Source organism: Nocardia sp. NPDC023852 (genome assembly GCF_040639505.1).
In the GTDB taxonomy this organism is placed as follows: Bacteria; Actinomycetota; Actinomycetes; order Mycobacteriales; family Mycobacteriaceae; genus Nocardia.
Genome location: NZ_JBFAAB010000013.1, coordinates 65923 through 85902 on the forward strand (window position 1 = coordinate 65923; position 19980 = coordinate 85902).

A 19980-nucleotide genomic window follows, 5' to 3' on the forward strand; every position below is an offset into this window, starting at 1 on the left:
GAAGGCGACCAGCTCGCGGTGCGCTGGAACCGAACGTCTTCAGTCCAGGAGAGGAGTGATGGCGTCGGCCAGACAGGCCGGCAGCTAGGAGGTAGTACAGCAGCATCGCCATCGGATCGGTTCCGATCATGAACGCGGCTCCGACCCGTGCCGCCGTGGATACGTCGCATTGGAGACCGAACGGTCTCGCGACAGCAGGAGGGGAGTGCAGGCGCCGATCGTCGGCAAGAGCGCTCAGCGTGTCGCCGAGCCGGTGAGCTAGTGCAGCGCGCTGCCCTGCACCCACTGATCCCACGGCAGACCCCAGTCGCCGTTCTGCCAGACCTCCAGTGGGGCGCCGCCCGTGTTGCGGATCTCCACCACGTCACCGGGGACGGCGAAGTTGAAGAACCACTGGGCGTTCTCGCCGCTGAGGTTGAGGCAACCGTGCGAGACGTCGGTGTTGCCCTGGGCCCAGACGGTGGAGTCGAGCTGATGCAGGTAGATGCCGTCAGTGCTGATCCGGGTGGCCCAGCCGATGGCCTCCTTGTAGCCCAGGCGGGAGTTGATCGGCAGGCCGTAGGTGGACGAGTCCATGATCACCGGGTTGGCCTTGTCCATCACGGTGTAGATACCGGGCTGGGTCCAGAAGGTGAGCGTCTTGCCCGCGATCACCTCGCGACCGCCCATACCCATCGAGGTCGGCATCGTGCGAATCAGCTTGCCATTGTCGAAGACCTGGATCTGCTTGGTGTTGTCGTCGGCGATCGAGACGTGCGAGGCGCCGATGCTGAACGCGGTCTTGGTGTCCTCCTGGCCGTAGAGGCCATGGCCGAGTTCCTGGCCGTAGATGTTCGCCGCGACGGCGACCTTGGTGCCCGGGGCGTAGTACTCCTTCGGGCGCCAGTGGGCGTTGCGGTTGTCCAACCAGTACCAGGAGCCTTCGACCGGTGGCTCGGTGGTCACCGACAGCCGCTTCTCGGCGGCGGTGCGATCGAGGATGTCCTCGTCGAAGTGGGCCACCACCACGGTGCCGACGCCGAATGTTCCGCCGTCGGCCAGCGGCGTGCCGCCGGTGGTGGTCAGGTACACCTTGGTCTGGTTGTTCGGCTTCAGCGTGGAGAATGTGGAGCTGGTCGGGCCCACCTTGCCGGTGAGGGTGAGCCCCTCGGCAGTGACGGTGTAGGTGTGCCCGTAGCCGAGTGGTTCGACGGGCTTCCAGGCTGTCTTGTCCGGGGTCAGGATGCCGTCGACCGCCTTGCCCTGTTCGTTGGTCATCGCGACCGAGGTCAGCATGCCGTCGGTCGCGTTCACCTGGACCGGCGTGAGCGGATCGACGTCCTGGGCGCCGGACCCCGGCTTGATGGCGATAGGCGCGGCCACCGGGCCGGTGGCTCCCTGCGCGGGTTTCGGTGCCGACGAGGACGAGCACGCCGCCACGATGAGCGTCATCACCAAGGCGAACCCCGCGATGACACCGGATCGGAAGCGGGGGGTCGCCATGAAGCCTCCTGTGTTCGCCGTGCGCTACCGACAGCGCACCCGCGTACTGTCCCGGGCAGTAGTTTACCGGTCACCCAAGCAGTGAAACGCCCGCGACAGAGGCTCTCGGCAGGTTCCCAGCCGCCCCACAGGAACGATCTGATCGATCGTGGAAATCGGTGGATTGCGGCCCGAGTACCGGCATCGCGGCATCGGTACCGAACTCGTCGACCGTGCCGCGCGGGGCGCGCGGGGCGGCAGGGTGCACCTGCCGCCCGTCGACTTAAAGGATCGGCTCGCGCCTGCCGGTTCCGGTCGACGGCAGCCGAACTGTCGCGTCTGCGGGATGTGGGATTGAGGGTGCGGACGGCGCAGGCGCCGGTCTAGTGCCGGCGGATCCTGGCCAGCCACGCGGCGACGTCGACGAGACCGGACTCGGACACGTCCAACTGCGCTGCCTCCTCGGCCACGGCGTCGGTGATCCGTCCCCGGTAGCGCGTAGGCCGCAGGTCTTCGATCTCCCAGCCGTCGCGGAAGGAGTCCCGGATCACCGAGTCGCTGATCCGTGGTCCGAACCCTGGTTCGGTGTCCGAGAGCGCCAGGACGTGCACCACACCGCCCGGCTTGCAGATCGCGCGCAGGCTGCGAACGTAGGCGGCGCGCGCCTCGTCCTCGTTGCCGAAAACATGGAAAAGTGCGCTGTCCACGATGGTGTCGAACGCGGGTGCGGAGCCGGGCGGATCACCGGCGAAATCCAGGCGGTCGCCGAGCGCGAGCGCATCGGCCACCTCGAATACGGCGGTGGGGACATTCTGCTCGGCGGCATTGGCACGGGCGTAGGCGACAGCGCTCGGCGCCATGTCGATACCGAGTACGTCGTAACCGAGGCTGGTCAGCAGGATCGTGTGTTCGCCCGCACCGGAACCGGGGTCGAGCACCCGGCCCCTGATCCACCCGTCACGTTCGAGCGCGACGATGGCGGGCTGTGGCGCGCCGATCACCCATGGTGCGGTGTCGTTGTCGTAGACGGTGTTCCAGAATTCGGCGGGTCTTGTCATGGTTGCCATGGTCCATCCTGAACCGGGGTTGAGGTCAACCCCGCGGGTCGCGGCCGCGTGCGAACACCGTCGGCCTCGGTCATGCATCCCTTCGCCGACACCGGGTACGCCGCGATCATGACCACACCGGAAATCGACCCGACGACGGCGGAGGCGATGCAGCAGGACTCCGATTTCGCGGAGGAGCACAGCAAGCCGACGCACGCCGACGAGCACCCCACCGACGAAGAACTCGAGATCGACGAGTCCACCCCGCGCGGACACGGCGGGATGGACCACTGAGCCCCGCACGCGGCATGCTCCCGCGAACTGTGCCGCGCGCCGGGTTCAGGCGACGGCGACCAGCCGGGCCGCGTTCGCGGACTCGTCGTCGGCCGCCTGGTTTGCGGCCAGCTCGGCGTGCACCCGGTCGCGGTAGCGGGTGATCTCGCGGTCGGTGGCGGCGGCGTCCCAGCCGAGGCGTGCGCCGACGAGCCAGGCCACCGCGGGTGCGGCGGCCAGGCCGCGGTCTGCGGCCTCGATGGAGATGCGGGTGCGGCGGGTGAGCACGTCGTCCAGGTGCAGGGCGCCCTCATGGGTCACCGCGTACACGGCTTCGGCGCCGAGGTAGTCGGGTGCCCCGGTCAGCGGATCGGCCAGTTCGGGCTTGTCGGCGATCAGGTCGAACAGGTCGGTGATCGCCGAGCCGTAGCGGCCGAGCAGGCGTTCGACCGTCGCTCTCGGCAGCCCGCGGCGCTGCGCGAGGCTGTCCAGGTCGGCGGCGAGTTCGTGGTAGCCCACCGCGCCGAGGATGGGCAGGCGCTCGGTCACCGACGGGGCGACCCCCCGGCCGAGCCCCTCGACCGCCGCATCCACCGCGTCGGCGGCCATCACGCGATAGGTGGTGTACTTGCCTCCCGCGATCACGAACAGACCCGGAGCAGGCTCGGCGACGGCATGCTCCCGTGACAGCGTCGCGGTATCGGCCGACGCGCCGGACAACAGCGGGCGCAGCCCGGCGTAGGTGCCGACGATGTCGTCGCGGGTCAGCGGCTGGCGCAGCACCTGGTTGACGTGGTCGAGCAGGTACTGCACGTCAGCGTTGCTGGCAGCCGGGTGGTCCCGGTCCAGCGACCAGTCCGTGTCGGTAGTGCCGATGATCCAGTGCCTGCCCCATGGGATGACGAACAGCACGCTTTTCTCAGTGCGCATGATCAGCCCGGTGTCCAGGTCGAGGCGCTCGCGCGGAACCAAGATGTGCACACCCTTGGACATACGGACGTGGAACGGGAATTCGACGCCGGTCATCCGATTCATCTCGTCGGTCCAGACACCGGTCGCGCTGATCACCCGGCGTGCGCGGACGGTGTGCACCAGGCCGGTCTCCAGATCGGTGACGTTCGCGCCGACAACCCGCTCGCCGTCGCGCAGCAGCCCGGTCACCTTGGCGCGGGTCAGCACCGTCGCGCCGTGCTGGGCCGCGGTGCGCGCGAGCATCATGGTGTGGCGGGCGTCGTCGATCTGGGCGTCGAAGTAGCGGATGGCGCCGGTCAGCGCATCGGGACGCAGCGCGGGCGCCGATTCCAGTGCGCGTGTGCGGGAAACGTGCCGGTGCATGGGCACTGCGCGGGCGCCACCGATGGTGTCGTACAGCGCGACGCCCGCACCGATGTAGGCCCGTTCCCACACCCGATGTCGCAGCGGCAGCAGGAACGGCACCGGCCGCACCAGGTGTGGTGCGAGGCGGTGCAGCAGCAGGCCGCGCTCCTTCAACGCTTCACGCACCAGCCAGAAGTCGAGCTGCTCCAGGTAGCGCAGGCCGCCGTGGATGAGCTTGCTGGAGCGGCTCGAGGTGCCCGCCGCGAAATCCCTGGCCTCTACCAGGGTCACGGTCAGGCCGCGGGAGGCGGCGTCGAGAGCGGCGCCCGAGCCGACCACACCGCCGCCGATGACCAGCACGTCGATCTCGGAATCGCCGAGCGAAGTCACCGCGCGGGTGCGGTACTGAGAGTCCAATCGTGCGGACACAGCGGCATTTCTCCTTGCTTCGGTGGTATCCCGAGTATCTCGGACAATTCGGACCTCGGTGTGTCCGGGTCGGCGATCATCGACGAACAGGTTGACCGTGATCCCGGCATTGAGTTCGACCAAGCACGTCATCAGGATCGTCGGAAGCGATGATGACGGCGGCGTCCCGCACTGATCGGCTCGCAGGCGAAGACATCGCGGTGGATGTGGTGGGTTGTCAGCGCCGCCAGCCGGGTCGACCGTCCACCCACACAACCGGGGCGGGGATTGTCCCGTCACCGATGCACAGCCACAGCGTGATCCAGTTGACCCGGTACGCACGGCGCATCTCCGCGGTGTCCGCGAAGCGCCGGCATTCGGGCCTGCGGAATGGTTCGTGGTCCACCGCGATCCAGTGCTCGACACACGGCTGCGACCACCCAGGCCAGCGGCCGATCTGAATGTCCGGCGAAGGCACCCACACCGGGCCGCAGTGGCGCCAGCGCAGAAGGGTGTCGTAGTCGATTCCGGCGAGCGTGGCCATGCGGCCGATACCGAGGAAGGAGCGGATCCCGGCATCGTTGTGGTGTGGCGCTGGTCGCGTCATACGTCGTAGTCCCCATCGGTCACGCCGATTCTATTGCTGGGCGATAAGTTTCGTCAGAAATCGCGGTGCTGGGGCAGCCGTCTGGTGAAAGCCCTCTCGATGTCTGAGTTCGTGAACTGCCAGATTGCTTCGCTCTGATTCGGGTCCGGGATGGGCAAGTGGAAGCGAGCGGTGAAGTCGACTTTCGGTCGATTGCGGTCGGAGCCGTGGGCGGTTCGAGCCGCTCTGGGAAATCGCGGGTGTCGCGCGAAGCCGCTTACGTCGGCTGCCTACGTTAGCGTCGCGAGTATGCGGCTTCACGTGGGATGTGCGATGTGGACGCACACGGCATGGCAGGGGCGTCAGCTCGCGCAGGGGGAGCGGCTGCGCTGGTACGCCACATGGTGCAACGCGGTCGAGGGCAATACGACGTTCTACGCGACGCCGTCGCGTCGCACGGTGGAATCGTGGGCAGCTCAGTCCGATCCCGAATTCCGATTCGTGATCAAGTTGCCCAAGCCGATCACGCATGAGCGCAGGCTGATCGACGCCGGCGAAGCACTGCGGTCGTTCCGCACCTCGATGGAGCCGCTCGGCGAGCGTATCCACGCGTTGTGGGTCCAGCTGCCCAGCTCGTTCGGCCCGACCGATCTCGGCGCGCTGGCCGGATTCCTGCGGCAGCTGCCTGCGGCCTACCGGCCCGCCGTAGAGGTTCGCCATCCCGCGTTCTTCGCCGACCAGCAGGCGGCGCACAGGCTGGAGTATGTCCTGTCCCGAGTCGGCGCCGAGTGGATACCGTTCGATACCACAGTGCTTTTCGACGGTCCGCCTACCAGCGCGGGCGAGCAGGAGGCGGCGGCGAAGAAGCCACGCCTGCCGCGCCGGATGCGTGCGCTGACGGAGTATCCGATTGTGCGGTATCACGGCCGCGACGACATCGCACGGACTGTCGAGGGCTGGCAACAGTGGGTCGGCGTGGTCACCGAATGGCTGCGCGAAGGCAGGTCGCCGACGGTGTTCTTGCATACTCCGGACAACGCCGAGGCATTGGGCCTGGCCCGCCTTTTTCACGACGAGGTCCGTGCGCGGCTGCCCGAGCTCGATCCGCTCCCCGAGCCGACGCCGACCGAGCCGATGACTTTGTTCTGACCGGAAGGACATTCCCGCAGGAGCTCCGAACACCTGCGGGAACGTCCGGTCGGTCAGGACTGCGAGCCGACCTCGACCTCGAGGCTCAGCGTGATCTTGTCGCCGATCACCGCTCCGCCGTCGGGCAGCGGCATGTCGATGGTGATGCCGAAGTCGCGGCGGTTGATCACGGCCTTGGCCTCGAATCCCGCGACCGGGCCATGGCCCATGCCGGGATTCACGCCCAGGAACTCGACGTCGAGCGAGACCGGCTTGGTGACGCCGCGGATGGTGAACTCGCCATCTACCACGAAGTCCTCGCCCTTCACCCGGAACCTGGTGGACTTGAAGGTGGCTACCGGAAAGTCCTTGGCATGGAAGAAGTCCGCGGTGCGCAGGTGCTCATCGCGCTGTTCGTTGTCGGTGGTGACCGAGTCGACCCGGATCTCGGCCTCGGCCGAGGCGGTTCCGTCCTCGCCGATGACCAGCTTGCCGGAGAAGTCGGTGAAGCGGCCGCGAATCTTGCTGACCATCAGATGGCGCACCGAGAAGCCGAGGGTGGAGTGGGTGGGATCGATGGCCCAGGTGCCCGCGGTCAGGGTGTTGGCGGTTCCGGTCGTCATATCGTTCTCCTCATATAGTTGAGAATTAAATTACTTGGGGGTGCGTTGGCTTTGTGGATGTCGGTGGGAGGTCAGGGGGTGCCGAGCAGCTGTGCGAACGGTACCGGGTCTTCGTACGGATCGGTAGTGCGTCGAGCATTGCCGAGCGCTGTCGCGAATTCTGCTGCGGCGCGGTCCATTCGGAAACGCAGCCCGTCCGCGTCCGCCGACGCCCAGTCTTCCGACGCCGCGTAGACCGACGTCGGCACGACCATCGCGCGCAGGTAGCCGAACATCGGTCGCACCGCGTGCTCGAGCGCGAGGGAATGCCGCGAGGAGCCGCCGGTCGCGCCGATCAGCACCGGCATCCCACGGAGCGAATCCGGTTCCAGCACATCGAAAAATGTTTTGAACAAGCCGCTGTAGGAGGCGTTGAAGATCGGTGTGACGGCGATCAGGCCGTCGGCCGTGACGACGGTGTCGAGCACCTCCCGCAGTCCGCCCGCCGCGAATCCGGTCAGCAGGTTGTTGGCCAGATCGTGGGCGTGGCCACGCACTTCGACGATGTCGAATGTCGCGCCCCCGCCGGATGCCGCCAGCGCGCGGTCGGTGGCCGCGGCCAAGCGATCGGCCAACAGCCTGGTCGACGAGGGTTGGGACAGGCCAGCGGAGACGACGGCGATGCGGGTCATCGGGTTGTCTCCAGTGCGGCGTCGCGTGCGGTAACCAAGGACGCGTGCGTCGGCGCGTCCGGAATGTGGGCCGGTCGCCGCGCGTCGAATTCCTTGCGCAGCACCGGGACCACTTCATCGCCCAGTAGATCCAGTTGCTCCAGCACCGTTTTCAGCGGAAGGCCCGCATGGTCCATCAAGAACAGCTGGCGCTGGTAGTCGCCGAACGACTCGCGGAAGGTGAGCGTCTTGTCGATGACTTCCTGCGGGCTGCCCACGGTCAGCGGCGTCTGCTCGGTGAACTCCTCCAGTGAAGGGCCGTGCCCGTACACCGGCGCGTTGTCGAAGTAGGGGCGGAACTCGCGGACCGCGTCCTGGGAGTTCTTGCGCATGAACACCTGTCCGCCCAGGCCGACGATTGCCTGGTCGGCCGAGCCGTGTCCGTAGTGTTCATACCGCTGCCGGTATAGCGCGATCAGCCGTTGGAAGTGTTCCTTCGGCCAGAAGATGTTATTCGCGAAGAACCCGTCGCCGTAGTAGGCCGCCTGCTCGGCGATATCAGGGCTGCGAATCGAGCCGTGCCAAACGAAAGGCGGCACGCCGTCCAGCGGGCGCGGAGTCGAGGTGAACGACTGCAGCGGCGTGCGGAACTTGCCCTCCCAGTCGACCACGTCCTCGCGCCAGAGCCGGTGCAGCAGGTGGTAGTTCTCGATCGCCAGCGGGATCCCGTCGCGTATGTCCTTGCCGAACCAGGGATATACCGGCCCGGTGTTACCGCGGCCGAGCATCAGGTCGACGCGGCCCTCGGCCAGGTGCTGCAGCATCGCGAAGTCCTCGGCGATCTTTACCGGATCATTCGTGGTGATGAGGGTCGTCGCGGTGGACAACTGCAGCCGCTCGGTCCGCGCCGCGATGTAGCCGAGCATCGTCGTCGGCGACGACGGCACGAACGGCGGGTTGTGGTGTTCGCCGGTGGCGAACACGTCCAGACCGACCTCTTCGGCCTTGCGCGCGATCGTCACCATCGCCGTGATGCGCTCGTGCTCACTCGGCGTCCGGCCGGTGGTTGGATCCGTTGTCACATCACCGACTGTGAAAATCCCGAACTGCACGATGCCTCCTCGATTCCCAGTCTTACAGCAATTGGTGGATATGGCAACCAAGGCAACCGGCGGGAGTGCCCTGCTATTCCCGCCGCTGCGGTGTGGCGTCGGTTACGGCAGGTATCCGGCGGTCAGGTCACCTGCCAGGTGGTCAGATGGTGGGTGACCTGAGCGCCCGTGTCGAGTTCGGTGGCGTAGAAGCGTGACCGGAATCGGGTAGCCGACTACCCGCGACATCCTGTCGCGTGTCCGCAGAATGACCGCCACAGAGTTGTAGCAATGGGGTCGAAGGGGTGTCATATGGCTGGATATCGCGATTGGCTGTCGCCTGCTCCGAATCCGGAACCGCCGTTGGAAAGTCGTCGCGGTGCCGAAGTCGAGCGGGTGGCGCGGAAACCGGCGGCGCGCGAGTTGTCATGTCGGACCCGCGCGCCCGTCGCCGATTCGGGACGGGCGGGCGCGGGTGTTCGACACGCGATGCGCAAGGGGCATGTGGGTGACACTTCGGGTGACCACGAAAACCCCTTGGCGGCCCGGCATTTCGCCGAGGCGGCGGTGCGGGTCGCGTTGGAGGTGCTCGACCGAAGAAGGTCGGTGTCGCAGCTGGCCGGGGTGGCCGACCCGACGGTGATCGCCGCGGTGCGCACCTTGATCGGCGCCGATCTCGTGCCGGGCCGATCGCTCGGTGTCGCGGTGCCGACCCGGGTGAGCGTGACACTGGTGGACGCCAAGACTGCCGAGGTCTGCGCCGGATATGCCCGCGGCAGGCGGCATTTCGCGCTGGCGGCGCGCATCACACGCACCCGATCCGCGGGGTGGCGGCTGACGGCACTGCGAATCAGGTGATGCGAATCAGGTGATGCGAGGCCGCGACGCGGGCTCGTTCCACGTCGCGGCCGGACACGCCTGCGCGGGTCAGGTGCGCAGCAGCAGGAAGGTGCCCGCGACCAGGAGTGCGAGGATCACCGATGCGACGCCGTACACCAAGCGATGGCCGCGCACGCCACGGAGGGCGCGGTTCGGATCGCTAGCGGTTCAAATGTGAACATCGAACGGGACTGGAGAAATCCGTTCAAATTTGAACAAGAAGACTAGAGTGGGGATCATGGATCCGCAGTGGTTGAACGCGCGCGAGAGGGAGGTCTGGCGGAACTTCCTCGCGGCGGGAGCGCTCGTCGCTCGCGAGGTCGAACGCCATCTCAAACAGGAGGGGCTGTCGCACACGCAGTATGAGGTCCTGGTCCGGCTCGCGGACGCGCCGGGAGGCAACTTGCGGATGACCGAACTCGCCGAGGCGCTCTACACCTCGAAGAGTGGTCTGAGTTACCACGTGACGCAGCTGGAGAAGGCTGGACTGCTGGTGCGCGAGGCATGCCCGACGGACGTGCGCGGCGTCATCGCCGTCCTCACCGACGCGGGCCGGGATCGTCTGGCGAAGATCTCCCCCGGTCATATCGCCACGGTTCGCCGGGTGCTCGTCGACGTGCTCACGCCCGCCCAGCAGGTCGCCGTCGCGGATGGGCTCGGTGCGGTCGGCCGGCGGCTGACCTCCTCATGAGGTGAAACCGGAGTTCAGGCCACCGAGCTCAGCCAGTCGTGCATCCAGGACAGCGCGGTCTTTCCGCCGCCGACCGGATAGCTGCCATAGCGGGTGTGCGCCTGGGAGCGGTAGAACTCGTCGAACAGGCGAGCCCGTTCCTGGTTGGCCGACTCCGAAAGCTGGTTCTGCAGCAGCGTGATCCCGCCGTTGGTCATGAGATCGCCGATGATCGCGCCCATTTCGAGCTGGTAGCGCCAGATGTTGGCTGGCTCAGGATGGGAGGTCTGGGCCAGGAAGCCCGCGAAGCGGGTCACGAAATCGTCCGCGGCGGTGGCGCAGTAGAGGTCCCCGATCGCGCAGATGGTACGGGTCTGTGGGCTGACGAAGCCGAACCCGCCGATCCGGGGGCCGCCCGCGCCCGCGCCTGGGACCGGGGGGCCGACCAGCGCGTCGGCGGGCGAGCGGCGCGGGTCGGAAATGAGACCGACCGCGGCGATCCGGTGCGGTGGTACGACGCCGAGGCCGGTGCCGATCTCCGCGGCGAGATCACCCGCGGCGTCCGCGCCCTGGCTGTACCCGACGAGCGCGATCCTGGCCGCGCCGCACTGGTGGGCCATCGCCGCGATCATGCCGCGCGCGCTGTCCACGGCCTCGCGCTTGGAGGCCCCGTAGACCTCGCTTTCCCACGGGAATGCCGTCGCCGCATAGCTGACGTAGTCCACGCGCGCCGTGGTGGGCAGTCCGTTGGTGACCGCCGCGAGCATCCCGGGCCCTGGCCCGTCGCCTTCCGGCCGATCGGTGGTCTCCCACGTTCCTGGGATCGCCACCACGTACACGCTCGGGCACCCCGGGTCGGCGGCGGCGGGCCCGACGCCCGGGCCGACGCAGGACAGCATCGCCGCGATTCCGACGGCCGCCGACATCAACTTCGATCGCATGGCGTTCGCTCCTGATACTCCACGCGCCGCAGGGCGCTGCCCGGCAGGAATCGGCCTTCGCCAGTGCCATGCGGTGGTCGGACCAGGCCCGTCGAAGGCGGTATTGAGACTCATTGGTCTCAAATGTTCAGCCAGAATAGCGGCGGTGTGCGAGACGGCACAATTATCGCCATAAGTGACTCATATCACACTTGTAGGTGCGGTGTTATTTGTCGGATTGGTGCTGCATCGGGGGCGTGATCAGGATGTCGATGGCCTCGGCCCATTGGTCGACGGTTGTCGTGGCCGAGTGTCCGGTCGCGTGCAGCGGCCGTGCGAGTGCTGTTCCGCGCAGTATCGCGACGGTGAGGTCGCGGATCGCGGGATAACGCGGATGGTCGATGATCCGCGGGCCGAACAGTGTGTCGATCACGCGGTGTAGGTCGCGTCCGGCTCGTCGTTCCGCATCGCGCAGCGCCACGGCGAGCGCCGGATCGGTACGCGCGGCCGCCCACAATTCGAATTCGGCCTGCGCGGCCGGGCGGGTCATCGACTCGTGCAGCGCGGTCAGGGCGCGCATTACCGGGTTGGAGCTGTTGTCGAGCTGGGCCGCCACCTCGTGGACCGCGGCCTCGTTGCGGGCGACCAGATGCGCGACGAGTTCCGAAACCAGCGCCGCGAAGGTGGGGAAGTGGTGCAGCAGGGCGCCGCGGGTTACGCCTGCCGCGCGCTGCACGGCCAGCGTGGACAGCGCGGAGTAGCCCCGATCGACCAACAGGCCCGCGGCGGCGTCGAGGATGTGGACACGGGTCGCTCGCTTCTGCTCCTCGCGTTTTCCCGCCATCCGGCTCCTTTCGCCGGGCCGATATTTTCACAGTCACTATTGACTGTCAAATGGTTGATCGGACAGACTGCCGATATCGGGTATCGGTCGCCATCGAAAGGGAAAAATCAGTGACAGACAGTGGCACCCCAGCCGATGTCGGGCCGGGCGCGTGGTATCGGAATTGGTCCGAAACTCCCGACTCACCTTGGACGGATCGTCCGCAGCCGGAGAGCGACCGGGAATACCGGACGCTGACCTACGAGCGGGACGGCCGCATCGCGCGGATCACCTTCAACCGCCCGGACAAGGGCAATGCGATCACGCCGGACACCCCGCCCGACCTGGCGCACGCCGTCGAGCGTGCGGATCTCGATCCCCGGGTGCACGTGATCCTGCTGTCGGGGCGCGGTAAGGGATTCTGCGGCGGATACGACCTGAGTATGTTCGCCGAGCAGAGCTTCGTGGTGAGCGGCGGTCCCGACGATGTGGCGGGGACGGTCGTCGATCCGACGGTGCAGGGACGCAACCACAATCCGGCGCAGACCTGGGACCCGATGATCGACTATGCGATGATGAGCCGCTTCAACCGCGGCTTCGCGAGCCTGCTGCAGGCGAACAAGCCGACGGTGGCCAAGCTGCACGGCTTCGCCGTCGCGGGCGGCAGCGACATCGCCCTGTTCGCCGACCAGATCATCTGTGCCGACGATACGAAGATCGGCTACCCGCCCACCCGCGTCTGGGGTGTTCCCGCGGCGGGCATGTGGGCGCACCGGCTCGGTGACCAGCGCGCCAAGCGCCTGCTGTTCACCGGCGACTGCATCACGGGAAAGCAGGCAGCCGAATGGGGACTGGCAGTCGAGTCGTGCCCCGCCGACGAACTAGACCAGCGCACCGAGGAATTCGTCGCGCGAATCGCCCGCATGCCGATCAATCAGCTGATGATGGCCAAGCTGGCGCTCAACTCGGCGCTGTACGCACAGGGCGTCGCGAACTCCGGCATGATCAGCACGGTGTTCGATGGCATCTCCCGGCACACCAGGGAGGGCTACGCCTTCCAAGCACGTGCTGCCACAGCCGGTTTCCGCGAAGCGGTGCGGGAACGCGATGAACCGTTCGGCGATCACAAGCGCGGCCCGTCCGACCGGTAGTCCGATAGCCCCGCGCAGCACGGAGATCGACGCCGAATCGCCGAGCTGCCCATCCTCGACCTAGGAGTAGCGCGCTCGGCCGCTACTGCGCCGGCCTGATCAGCACCGCCGTGCCGTAGGCTGCGACCTCGCTCATCGTGCCCGCGATCTCATTGCAGTCGAAGCGCATCGCGATCACCGCGTTGGCTCCGAACGACATGCCGTGCTGGCACATCCGCATGATCGCTTCGTGCCTGGACTGATAGAGGAGTTGGGTGTACTCGGGGATCTCGCCGCCGCCCAGGGAGCGGAAACCGGCGCTGAAGTTCGAGCCGAAGCTGCGGCTACGCACTGTCAGCCCGGCCACCTCGCCGAACACCCGGACGATCTCCTGGCCGGGCACGTCGTTCATGGTGGAGACCAGGATCGGGAACTGCGGTCCCGGCTGCTGCGATGGCTGCGGGGGGTAGGGCTGCTGTGCTGGGTACGGCTGCTGCGGCGGCGGCATCGGCTGATTCATGAGCAGGATGGTAAGGGCCGCGACCTGCCGGAGCCGACCCGGCTGCGCGTGGTTGTCGCGGCTGGACGGCCGCAACGCCGCCAACCACGTGCATGGACGCCGAATTATGGCGCGGGCATGCCATTCCACTGCCTCCCTGCCTGATCACACGTGGATCTCACGACCGTGGAATCGCGCGGCGACGCGTGTGTCGTCCGCGGCACGCCGAATTGTTCCTCGTCTCGACAAATGAATAGTTTCGCTGGCAGCGGTACATCGACTATGAATGGGATGTGCCGTTGCCATACGTGATCACTTGTCCGCCATCGAATCTCCCGTGCGGGGAGCGCTGATGGTCATCGAACATCCCATCGAGGACGAGGTCACACAGCTGGCGAGACGGGTCGAAAAGGCCCGGGGACGGCTCGCCTACCAGTTCGATCCCGCGCTCACCGAGGCGTTGTCGGAGGACGAGCTGTATGCCGAACGTGACCTCGCCGAACGGATTCGCACGCAGGAGCGCGGACAGCGCTGGAAAGAGGCGCAGGCTGCCGCCGCGGCATCCGACCGTGCCAGGCAGACCACCGAAGCGATCGAGAAGGCCGACATGCGAGATCTATTGCTCGCCCGCAAGGCGATTGCCGCGCAGCGACGAGAATCCAGCCCGCACGCGAAACTGGCCTCGCTCTACCGGCACCGGTCGTGGTCGCTGCGCGCGCTGGCCGGGGTGGTGGCCGCGGGCATGCTGTGGTCGGCGGTCAACGTCCAGCACAACATCGCGCCCGGCGGCGCGGCCGATCCGCTGTACTGGTTCAGCTATCTCCTCGAAGGCATGATCAGCGTCTGCCTGATCATCATCATGATCGGCACCAACAAGGTCGCCGAATGGGGCGTCATCGACAACCGCCGTCAGGTCGCCGCGGCCGAAGTCGCCCTGCTGTCCTTGACGGTCAGCCTCAACACCTACCCCTACCTGCGGGCGGGCGCGTGGTACGACGCCGCTGTGCACGCCATCGCGCCGGTGATGATCGGTGTCGCGCTGCTCATCCACGACGCCGCCAGCGCCCGCTACGGCCTCGCCATCGCCAGGGCCACCGAGCAGGTCCGCGATCTGCCCGACCCGGCCGAGCAGATTCGGCTCACGCTGCCCAGATACCGCATGCCTGTTCCCGCGGAAGTGACGGCGCCGGGCGCAGCGCACGATCAGCCCGACGTCGAAGCGCATCCGGAGCCGCCGGCCGAGGTGGAGGTGATCCCGGAGGCCGACATCGAGGACGCGATCGTCGAAACCAATGGCGCACCGGCAGATCCCGAGCGTCCCGCTCCCGTCGCCATGGTGAAGGCCGAGAAGAAGCGCACTCCGGTCGAATCACCCCGGAAACCGGTGCTGCCCGACACCATCGCGGCGCTCGACGCGATCGATGACTTCGAGACTCGTCCCACAGTGCCGGTGCGGGTCGACGATTTCGACGCGTCGGTGGCCGCGAAGACCAAGCCTGCCATGGCAGCCAACGGCAAGAAGGCCGACGTGGACAGCGGGCCCGTCGCACCGGCGACCAAGGTCGACGATCGTCCGGCGGCGCGAGCGCTCATCGAAGAGCCGGCTACCGCTAAAGCTGTTGTCCGGCAGACGGCTTCGGCAAAGCCACGCCCCTCGATGTCCGACTCCGAAGCCCCGACCGCCGCGCTGCCGGTGGTCACCGGCGTCGGCGCCACGACCCGCCCGGTCACGGAAGCCAAGAGTGGCACCGGAACAGTCGATGTCAAGAACGGTAAGGACAACACCACGTCCGATGTCCGCCCGCCGGATATCTACGACACCGGTTCGTTCCGCGTCGCCGATATCCTCGAGCAAGAACTCGCCGAACTGCAGGCCGAGCGCCGTCGCGCCCGCACCAAGCGGACCGCGTCAACCGCGGGACGCGAGTCCTAGGGAGTCCCGTTTTTGACGACAGTGCTCGTCTCGCCAGGCGACCGACCTGGCGAGACGGGCACTGTCGTTTCGGCGTGGGAAGGGCCGGGCCATGCGGCGGAGCTAGCTCTGTCCCGCCGCCAAGTCAGGCTGCGAGGTTGTCCACAGAGCATTGATCGGTACGCACGACAGGCCATCGCCGAAGGGGAGTTGCTGGTCGCCGCAGTAGAGAACGAAGCCTGCGTGGAATCGGGCGCCGAGGCGGCGCTGCAGGATGCGCAGGGCTCGAAAATCGTCGGTCCGCACCGTTTCGGCGGCCTTCACCTCGATGGCCACGATGCGGCCCGCGTTGTCTTCGAGTATCACGTCGACTTCATAGCCGTCCCGGTCACGATAGTGGAGCAGCCGGGTCATGGTCTGGCTCCAGGCGAGCTGACGGGCGAGTTCGCCGAGTACGAAGGTTTCGATGAGCCCGCCGGTGGTGGCATCGTTGGTTATGCCGGAGAGCAGATGAGCGGCGAGGCCGGAGTCGTTGAAGACGAGCTTCGGTGTGGCGATCGCCCGTGCGGTGGCGTTGGCGGACCACGCGGGGATCAGCCGGATCAGATAGACGACTTCCAGCAGGCCGATGTATTCGCGGACAGTGGTGACCGGGACGCCCAGATCTGACGACAGTCGGCTGTAGTTGAGCAGACCACCGCTTTGTGCGGCCAGGGTTGAGACAAGTCGGCGCATATCGGAGCTGCGTTGGATATCGGCGACCTGATGGACGTCACGGCTCATGATGTCGTCGAGGTAAGACTTGAAGAACTGGGCACGGCGCCGGGGATTGATCCTCCTGACGGCTTCGGGATATCCGCCTCGTGCGGCGATCGCCATATAGTCTCGGCGGCGCAGATCCGACGGAGCGGTCCGCAACCGAGCGCCTTCGGCGAACGCCGCATCGATGAATCCCTCGGGTGTGCCGAGTATTTCGCCCTGCGACAGCGGGAAGAGTTCCAGGGTCTCCGAGCGGCCGGGCAGGGCGTCTGAGAGTTCGCTGAGGCTCAGCAGACGCGCAGAGCCGGTCAGCAGGAACCGCCCCGGCCGTGGGTCGCGATCGACGATGTTCTTGATGGCCAGCCAGAGTTCGGGAACTCGCTGTACTTCATCGATCAGCATGGTCCCAGGGGCATCCAGGAATGCGATCGGGTCGGCGGCGGCGGAGGCTCGGGTTCGAGGGTCGTCGAGGTACCGCTTCACAGCGTCAGGGCGATCTCCGAGACACCGATCGGCAAGCGTACTTTTACCGGATTGACGTGCGCCGTTGATGATGACGACGCGCGTGTCCGAGAGCGCCTCCTCGATCAGTCCGGCGGCTCGTCGGGGCAGGTACTCGACGGCTTGTCGCATGGAAGAATTATAAGTACCAGCCGTCGATCTGCCGACGAATATGCCGTCGATCTGCCGATGTGTCAGCCGTCGATCTGCCGACGTGTCAGCCGTCGGTCTGCCGACAAGGTTCTGTCGATCCGCTCTCGGCTGATGTCTCTCGCGGCGACGCTCGCCCAGCTCGTCGATCATCTGCTCTGGCGGGTTGCGCCGAACCCTGCTGGTTGAGTGCGCGCGGCAGCCGCCAGATCCATCTGGTGGTGCATGGTTATTGGTTACCTTGCGGCTAGCGAATTCGGTGAAATAAGATGTGATACGCATCACTTTTTGAATTTTTGGCGTGCGTGGATCTCAGACGACACTGCAGAGCAGATGGGTGTTGCTTCGGGAGATGGGGCCGCAGCGTACTGGCCCCTTCGCAAAGGAGGTCGGCACCGACACGCCACCGGAGGTTCGCAGGTACGAGGTCTACGACTACCTCATTACTCGCGACTGGATCCCAGAGGAGAAAAGTCATGTCTGGTCTGGTGCGCAAGAGTTTCGATTCGCCGGAGGAGACCCGACCCTTCGAGCAGGGTAAGGGCAAACTCGATCTCGTCAACCTCGAGAACGGCCCGGTAGGCCGGGCAGTGTTCGAACCCGGTTGGCGGTGGTCGGTCCACGTCAAGCCGATCGCCGAGACCGACAGCTGTCAGGCGTCCCACATCGGTTACTGCATCTCGGGGCGGATGGTGGTGGCTATGGACGATGGCGAGCAACAGGAATACGGGCCAGGTGACTTCATGATCGCAGCACCCGGTCACGACGCCTGGGTTGTCGGAGACGAACCCTGCGTCATGCTCGACTGGCAGGGCTTCGCCGACTATGCCAAACGGTAGACCGATCGGGCGCTTCACCGACCAGAACGCCGAGTCCCGGCCAGCTGTTGGCGCTACGGCTACCGCTCGGCCTCAGTCGCAGACGGCGCCGTGCGACGCCGAGCCCACCAGCTTGGAGTACTTGGCGAGTACTCCGCGGGTGTAGCGGATCGGCAACGGTTCCCATCCCTTCCCGCGGTGCGCGAGTTCCTCGGCGTCGATCAACAGGTCGAGGGTGCCCGCGCCGACATCGAGCCGGATCTGGTCACCGTCGCGCACGAACGCGATCGGACCACCATCGACCGCCTCCGGCGCGACATGCCCGACGCACAGTCCCGTGGTGCCGCCGGAGAACCGGCCGTCGGTGAGCAGCAGTACGTCCTTGCCCAATCCGGCACCCTTGATGGCCGCGGTGATCGCCAGCATCTCACGCATTCCCGGACCGCCCTTCGGTCCCTCGTACCGGATGACCACTACATCGCCCGCCGAAATGGTGCCGTCTTCGAGAGCGTCCATTGCCGACCGCTCGCGGTCGAAAACCCGTGCCGTGCCGACGAACACGTCGGAGTCGAATCCCGCCGACTTGACGACGGCGCCGCCGGGCGCGAGTGACCCGGCGAGAATGGTGATGCCGCCGGTCGGGTGGATCGGCGAAGCCATGGCCCGGACCACCTTGCCGTCGGGATCCGGAGGGGCGATGTCGGCCAGGTTCTCCGCCACCGTCCGCCCCGTGACGGTCAGACAGTCCCCGTGCAAGAGCCCGGCATCGAGCAGCACCTTCATCATCACCGGCACGCCGCCGATCCGATCCACGTCGGTCATCACGTGCCGGCCGAAGGGTTTGACATCGGCGAGGTGCGGCACTCGGCGACCGACACGGGCGAAATCATCCAGCGTCAGTTCGACGTTCGCCTCGTGCGCGATCGCCAGCAGGTGCAGAACGGCGTTGGTAGAGCCGCCGAATGCCATTACGACCGCGATGGCATTCTCGAAGGCCTCCTTGGTGAGAATGTCCGACGTCGTGATCCCGCGCCGGATCAACTCCACCACGGCCTCGCCACTTCTCCTGGCGTAGCCATCGCGGCGGCGGTCGGTGGCGGGTGGCGCCGCGCTGCCTGGTAGCGACATGCCGATCGCCTCGGCCGCGCTGGCCATGGTGTTGGCGGTGTACATCCCTCCGCATGCGCCTTCGCCCGGGCAGATGGCCCGTTCGATGGCGTCCACGTCCTCTCGGCTCATCAGCCCACGCGAGCAGGCGCCGACCGCCTCGAACGCGTCGATAATGGTCACTTCGCGCTCGCTGCCGTCGGACAGTTTCGCGATTCCGGGCAGGATGGAACCGGCGTACAGGAACACGCTCGCCAGGTTCAGACGGGCCGCCGCCATCAGCATGCCGGGCAGCGATTTGTCACAGCCCGCGAGCAGTACCGAGCCGTCGAGACGCTCCGCCTGCATCACCGTCTCGACACTGTCGGCGATCACCTCACGTGACACGAGGGAGAAGTGCATCCCCTCATGGCCCATGGAGATGCCGTCGGAGACCGAGATGGTGCCGAACTGCATGGGATAGCCGCCACCGGCGAACACCCCGTCCTTGCAGGCCCTGGCGAGCCGGTCGAGCGAGAGGTTGCATGGAGTGATCTCGTTCCACGAGGAGGCCACTCCGATCTGAGCCTTCTCCCAATCCTCGTCGCCCATGCCGACCGCGCGCAGCATTCCGCGGGCGGCGGTCTTCTCCAGCCCGTCGGTGACGTCACGGCTGCGGGGCTTGATGTCAGGGGCGTTCGGATCATTGGCCACGGTCCTCATCATCCCCGCACGGACCGAGATACGGGCGTCGAACACTCCCACGAGATGACCTGATCGGGACCGGCCTGCGATGAAGGCTTCAGCGGATGCGGTGACCGGCGGGATTCGAACCCGCGGGCGGTTTCGGAGCAGGACCGCTCCTTACCACCGAACCGGTGCGCGAGGTTCCTTCGCGCACCGGTCTGCATTGGGCCGCTCTGCCACGGACCGCATCCTGCGGGACTGCGCGATCCCGCTGTGGGCAGCTTAAGGGACGCGCCGGAGCGAGGCCGCCCGCATTCCGGCGCCGGATGCTGTTTCGGGGTCATCGCTGGCCCGGGCACGTGCTGTCGGACAGGTTGTCGCAGCGAACGGAGCCAGCAGTTGTTCACCGCTATCCCGAGGGCTGACCTGCGACGAGAATTCTCTCGACCCTTGATGTCTCCCCCTGCCGGTGCACCTCGCTTCTGGAACGGTACCCGTGCTTCTCAGGTAACTTTCAGCTTGCTGTTGAAAACGGTGATCAATATCCTCTATGATTCTGCGCG

General features: G+C 66.7%; 19 protein-coding genes and 1 tRNA gene. 7 read left to right on the plus strand and 13 right to left on the minus strand.

Annotated features, from left to right (window positions below; translation table 11 throughout):
- Positions 1 to 258: 258 nt before the first annotated feature.
- Positions 259 to 1482: an Ig-like domain-containing protein gene (locus AB0H00_RS18820; RefSeq protein ID WP_357267730.1), complete on the minus strand. Its 1224-nt coding sequence runs from the start codon at positions 1480 to 1482 to the stop codon at positions 259 to 261.
- 362 nt (positions 1483 to 1844) lie between these two features.
- On the minus strand, positions 1845 to 2519 hold the full coding sequence (locus AB0H00_RS18825) for a class I SAM-dependent methyltransferase (protein ID WP_357267731.1): 675 nt from the start codon (positions 2517 to 2519) through the stop codon (positions 1845 to 1847).
- 117 nt (positions 2520 to 2636) lie between these two features.
- On the opposite strand from AB0H00_RS18825, the gene AB0H00_RS18830 reads away from it, so the two are divergent.
- Complete coding sequence (locus AB0H00_RS18830; protein WP_357267733.1) at positions 2637 to 2801, plus strand: hypothetical protein; 165 nt, start codon at positions 2637 to 2639, stop codon at positions 2799 to 2801.
- Between the two features lie 45 nt (positions 2802 to 2846).
- Here the strand turns inward: AB0H00_RS18830 and AB0H00_RS18835 are convergent, their stop codons facing one another.
- Together AB0H00_RS18835 and AB0H00_RS18840 are read right to left on the minus strand one after the other, a co-directional pair.
- Entirely contained in the window at positions 2847 to 4526 is a 1680-nt protein-coding gene (locus AB0H00_RS18835; RefSeq protein ID WP_357267735.1) for a glycerol-3-phosphate dehydrogenase/oxidase, read from the minus strand.
- A gap of 217 nt (positions 4527 to 4743) precedes the next feature.
- The gene (locus AB0H00_RS18840; protein WP_357267737.1) at positions 4744 to 5112 is read right to left on the minus strand and encodes a hypothetical protein; all 369 of its coding nucleotides are present in this window, start codon (positions 5110 to 5112) and stop codon (positions 4744 to 4746) included.
- Between the two features lie 288 nt (positions 5113 to 5400).
- Here AB0H00_RS18840 and AB0H00_RS18845 point away from each other — a divergent pair, with 288 nt between their 5' ends.
- A complete protein-coding gene (locus tag AB0H00_RS18845) occupies positions 5401 to 6240 on the plus strand; it encodes a DUF72 domain-containing protein (RefSeq protein WP_357267739.1) in 840 nt (279 codons plus the stop codon).
- Positions 6241 to 6293: 53 nt separating this feature from the next.
- Here AB0H00_RS18845 and AB0H00_RS18850 read toward each other — a convergent pair whose 3' ends face one another.
- The 3 genes from AB0H00_RS18850 to AB0H00_RS18860 form a co-directional block, all read right to left on the minus strand.
- Positions 6294 to 6842, minus strand: a complete 549-nt coding sequence (locus tag AB0H00_RS18850; protein ID WP_357267741.1) for a YceI family protein — start codon at positions 6840 to 6842, stop codon at positions 6294 to 6296.
- A 71-nt stretch (positions 6843 to 6913) separates the two neighbouring features.
- On the minus strand, positions 6914 to 7513 hold the full coding sequence (locus AB0H00_RS18855; protein ID WP_357267743.1) for an FMN reductase: 600 nt from the start codon (positions 7511 to 7513) through the stop codon (positions 6914 to 6916).
- Positions 7510 to 8604: an LLM class flavin-dependent oxidoreductase gene (locus AB0H00_RS18860; protein ID WP_357267745.1), complete on the minus strand. Its 1095-nt coding sequence runs from the start codon at positions 8602 to 8604 to the stop codon at positions 7510 to 7512. The genes AB0H00_RS18855 and AB0H00_RS18860 overlap by 4 nt, the downstream gene beginning before the upstream one ends.
- A 291-nt stretch (positions 8605 to 8895) precedes the next feature.
- Between AB0H00_RS18860 and AB0H00_RS18865 the strand changes: the two genes are divergently transcribed.
- Both AB0H00_RS18865 and AB0H00_RS18870 read left to right on the plus strand, forming a co-directional pair.
- Entirely contained in the window at positions 8896 to 9441 is a 546-nt protein-coding gene (locus tag AB0H00_RS18865; RefSeq protein ID WP_357267747.1) for an Rv3235 family protein, read from the plus strand.
- Between the two features lie 259 nt (positions 9442 to 9700).
- Positions 9701 to 10153 carry a MarR family transcriptional regulator gene (locus AB0H00_RS18870; protein WP_357267749.1) on the plus strand — a complete coding sequence of 151 codons (453 nt, stop codon included), beginning with the start codon at positions 9701 to 9703 and terminating at the stop codon, positions 10151 to 10153.
- Between the two features lie 14 nt (positions 10154 to 10167).
- Here AB0H00_RS18870 and AB0H00_RS18875 read toward each other — a convergent pair whose 3' ends face one another.
- A complete protein-coding gene (locus AB0H00_RS18875; RefSeq protein WP_357267751.1) occupies positions 10168 to 11073 on the minus strand; it encodes a cutinase family protein in 906 nt (301 codons plus the stop codon).
- Positions 11074 to 11278: 205 nt separating this feature from the next.
- Positions 11279 to 11896: a TetR family transcriptional regulator gene (locus tag AB0H00_RS18880; protein WP_357267752.1), complete on the minus strand. Its 618-nt coding sequence runs from the start codon at positions 11894 to 11896 to the stop codon at positions 11279 to 11281.
- Positions 11897 to 12006: 110 nt separating this feature from the next.
- On the opposite strand from AB0H00_RS18880, the gene AB0H00_RS18885 reads away from it, so the two are divergent.
- Positions 12007 to 13026, plus strand: a complete 1020-nt coding sequence (locus AB0H00_RS18885) for a crotonase/enoyl-CoA hydratase family protein (protein WP_357267754.1) — start codon at positions 12007 to 12009, stop codon at positions 13024 to 13026.
- An 82-nt stretch (positions 13027 to 13108) separates the two neighbouring features.
- Here the strand turns inward: AB0H00_RS18885 and AB0H00_RS18890 are convergent, their stop codons facing one another.
- Complete coding sequence (locus AB0H00_RS18890; RefSeq protein ID WP_357267913.1) at positions 13109 to 13432, minus strand: YbjQ family protein; 324 nt, start codon at positions 13430 to 13432, stop codon at positions 13109 to 13111.
- Positions 13433 to 13856: 424 nt separating this feature from the next.
- Between AB0H00_RS18890 and AB0H00_RS18895 the strand changes: the two genes are divergently transcribed.
- Complete coding sequence (locus AB0H00_RS18895) at positions 13857 to 15437, plus strand: hypothetical protein (RefSeq protein ID WP_357267755.1); 1581 nt, start codon at positions 13857 to 13859, stop codon at positions 15435 to 15437.
- A 102-nt stretch (positions 15438 to 15539) separates the two neighbouring features.
- Here AB0H00_RS18895 and AB0H00_RS18900 read toward each other — a convergent pair whose 3' ends face one another.
- Entirely contained in the window at positions 15540 to 16808 is a 1269-nt protein-coding gene (locus AB0H00_RS18900; RefSeq protein ID WP_357267757.1) for an ATP-binding protein, read from the minus strand.
- A 494-nt stretch (positions 16809 to 17302) separates the two neighbouring features.
- Between AB0H00_RS18900 and AB0H00_RS18905 the strand changes: the two genes are divergently transcribed.
- Entirely contained in the window at positions 17303 to 17665 is a 363-nt protein-coding gene (locus tag AB0H00_RS18905; protein WP_357267758.1) for a cupin domain-containing protein, read from the plus strand.
- Positions 17666 to 17737: 72 nt separating this feature from the next.
- Here AB0H00_RS18905 and ilvD read toward each other — a convergent pair whose 3' ends face one another.
- Together ilvD and AB0H00_RS18915 are read right to left on the minus strand one after the other, a co-directional pair.
- The gene (ilvD, locus tag AB0H00_RS18910; RefSeq protein ID WP_357267760.1) at positions 17738 to 19444 is read right to left on the minus strand and encodes a dihydroxy-acid dehydratase; all 1707 of its coding nucleotides are present in this window, start codon (positions 19442 to 19444) and stop codon (positions 17738 to 17740) included.
- A 96-nt stretch (positions 19445 to 19540) separates the two neighbouring features.
- Positions 19541 to 19664, minus strand: a tRNA-OTHER gene (locus AB0H00_RS18915).
- Positions 19665 to 19980 lie beyond the last annotated feature (316 nt).

Coding starts and splice junctions, on each gene's coding strand:
- AB0H00_RS18820 (WP_357267730.1), bottom strand. CDS start 1,482: ATGGCGACCCCCCGCTTCCGATCCGGTGTCATCGCGGGGTTCGCCTTG.
- AB0H00_RS18825 (WP_357267731.1), bottom strand. CDS start 2,519: ATGACAAGACCCGCCGAATTCTGGAACACCGTCTACGACAACGACACC.
- AB0H00_RS18830 (WP_357267733.1), top strand. CDS start 2,637: ATGACCACACCGGAAATCGACCCGACGACGGCGGAGGCGATGCAGCAG.
- AB0H00_RS18840 (WP_357267737.1), bottom strand. CDS start 5,112: ATGACGCGACCAGCGCCACACCACAACGATGCCGGGATCCGCTCCTTC.
- AB0H00_RS18845 (WP_357267739.1), top strand. CDS start 5,401: ATGCGGCTTCACGTGGGATGTGCGATGTGGACGCACACGGCATGGCAG.
- AB0H00_RS18850 (WP_357267741.1), bottom strand. CDS start 6,842: ATGACGACCGGAACCGCCAACACCCTGACCGCGGGCACCTGGGCCATC.
- AB0H00_RS18855 (WP_357267743.1), bottom strand. CDS start 7,513: ATGACCCGCATCGCCGTCGTCTCCGCTGGCCTGTCCCAACCCTCGTCG.
- AB0H00_RS18865 (WP_357267747.1), top strand. CDS start 8,896: ATGGCTGGATATCGCGATTGGCTGTCGCCTGCTCCGAATCCGGAACCG.
- AB0H00_RS18870 (WP_357267749.1), top strand. CDS start 9,701: ATGGATCCGCAGTGGTTGAACGCGCGCGAGAGGGAGGTCTGGCGGAAC.
- AB0H00_RS18875 (WP_357267751.1), bottom strand. CDS start 11,073: ATGCGATCGAAGTTGATGTCGGCGGCCGTCGGAATCGCGGCGATGCTG.
- AB0H00_RS18880 (WP_357267752.1), bottom strand. CDS start 11,896: ATGGCGGGAAAACGCGAGGAGCAGAAGCGAGCGACCCGTGTCCACATC.
- AB0H00_RS18895 (WP_357267755.1), top strand. CDS start 13,857: ATGGTCATCGAACATCCCATCGAGGACGAGGTCACACAGCTGGCGAGA.
- AB0H00_RS18900 (WP_357267757.1), bottom strand. CDS start 16,808: ATGCGACAAGCCGTCGAGTACCTGCCCCGACGAGCCGCCGGACTGATC.
- AB0H00_RS18905 (WP_357267758.1), top strand. CDS start 17,303: ATGTCTGGTCTGGTGCGCAAGAGTTTCGATTCGCCGGAGGAGACCCGA.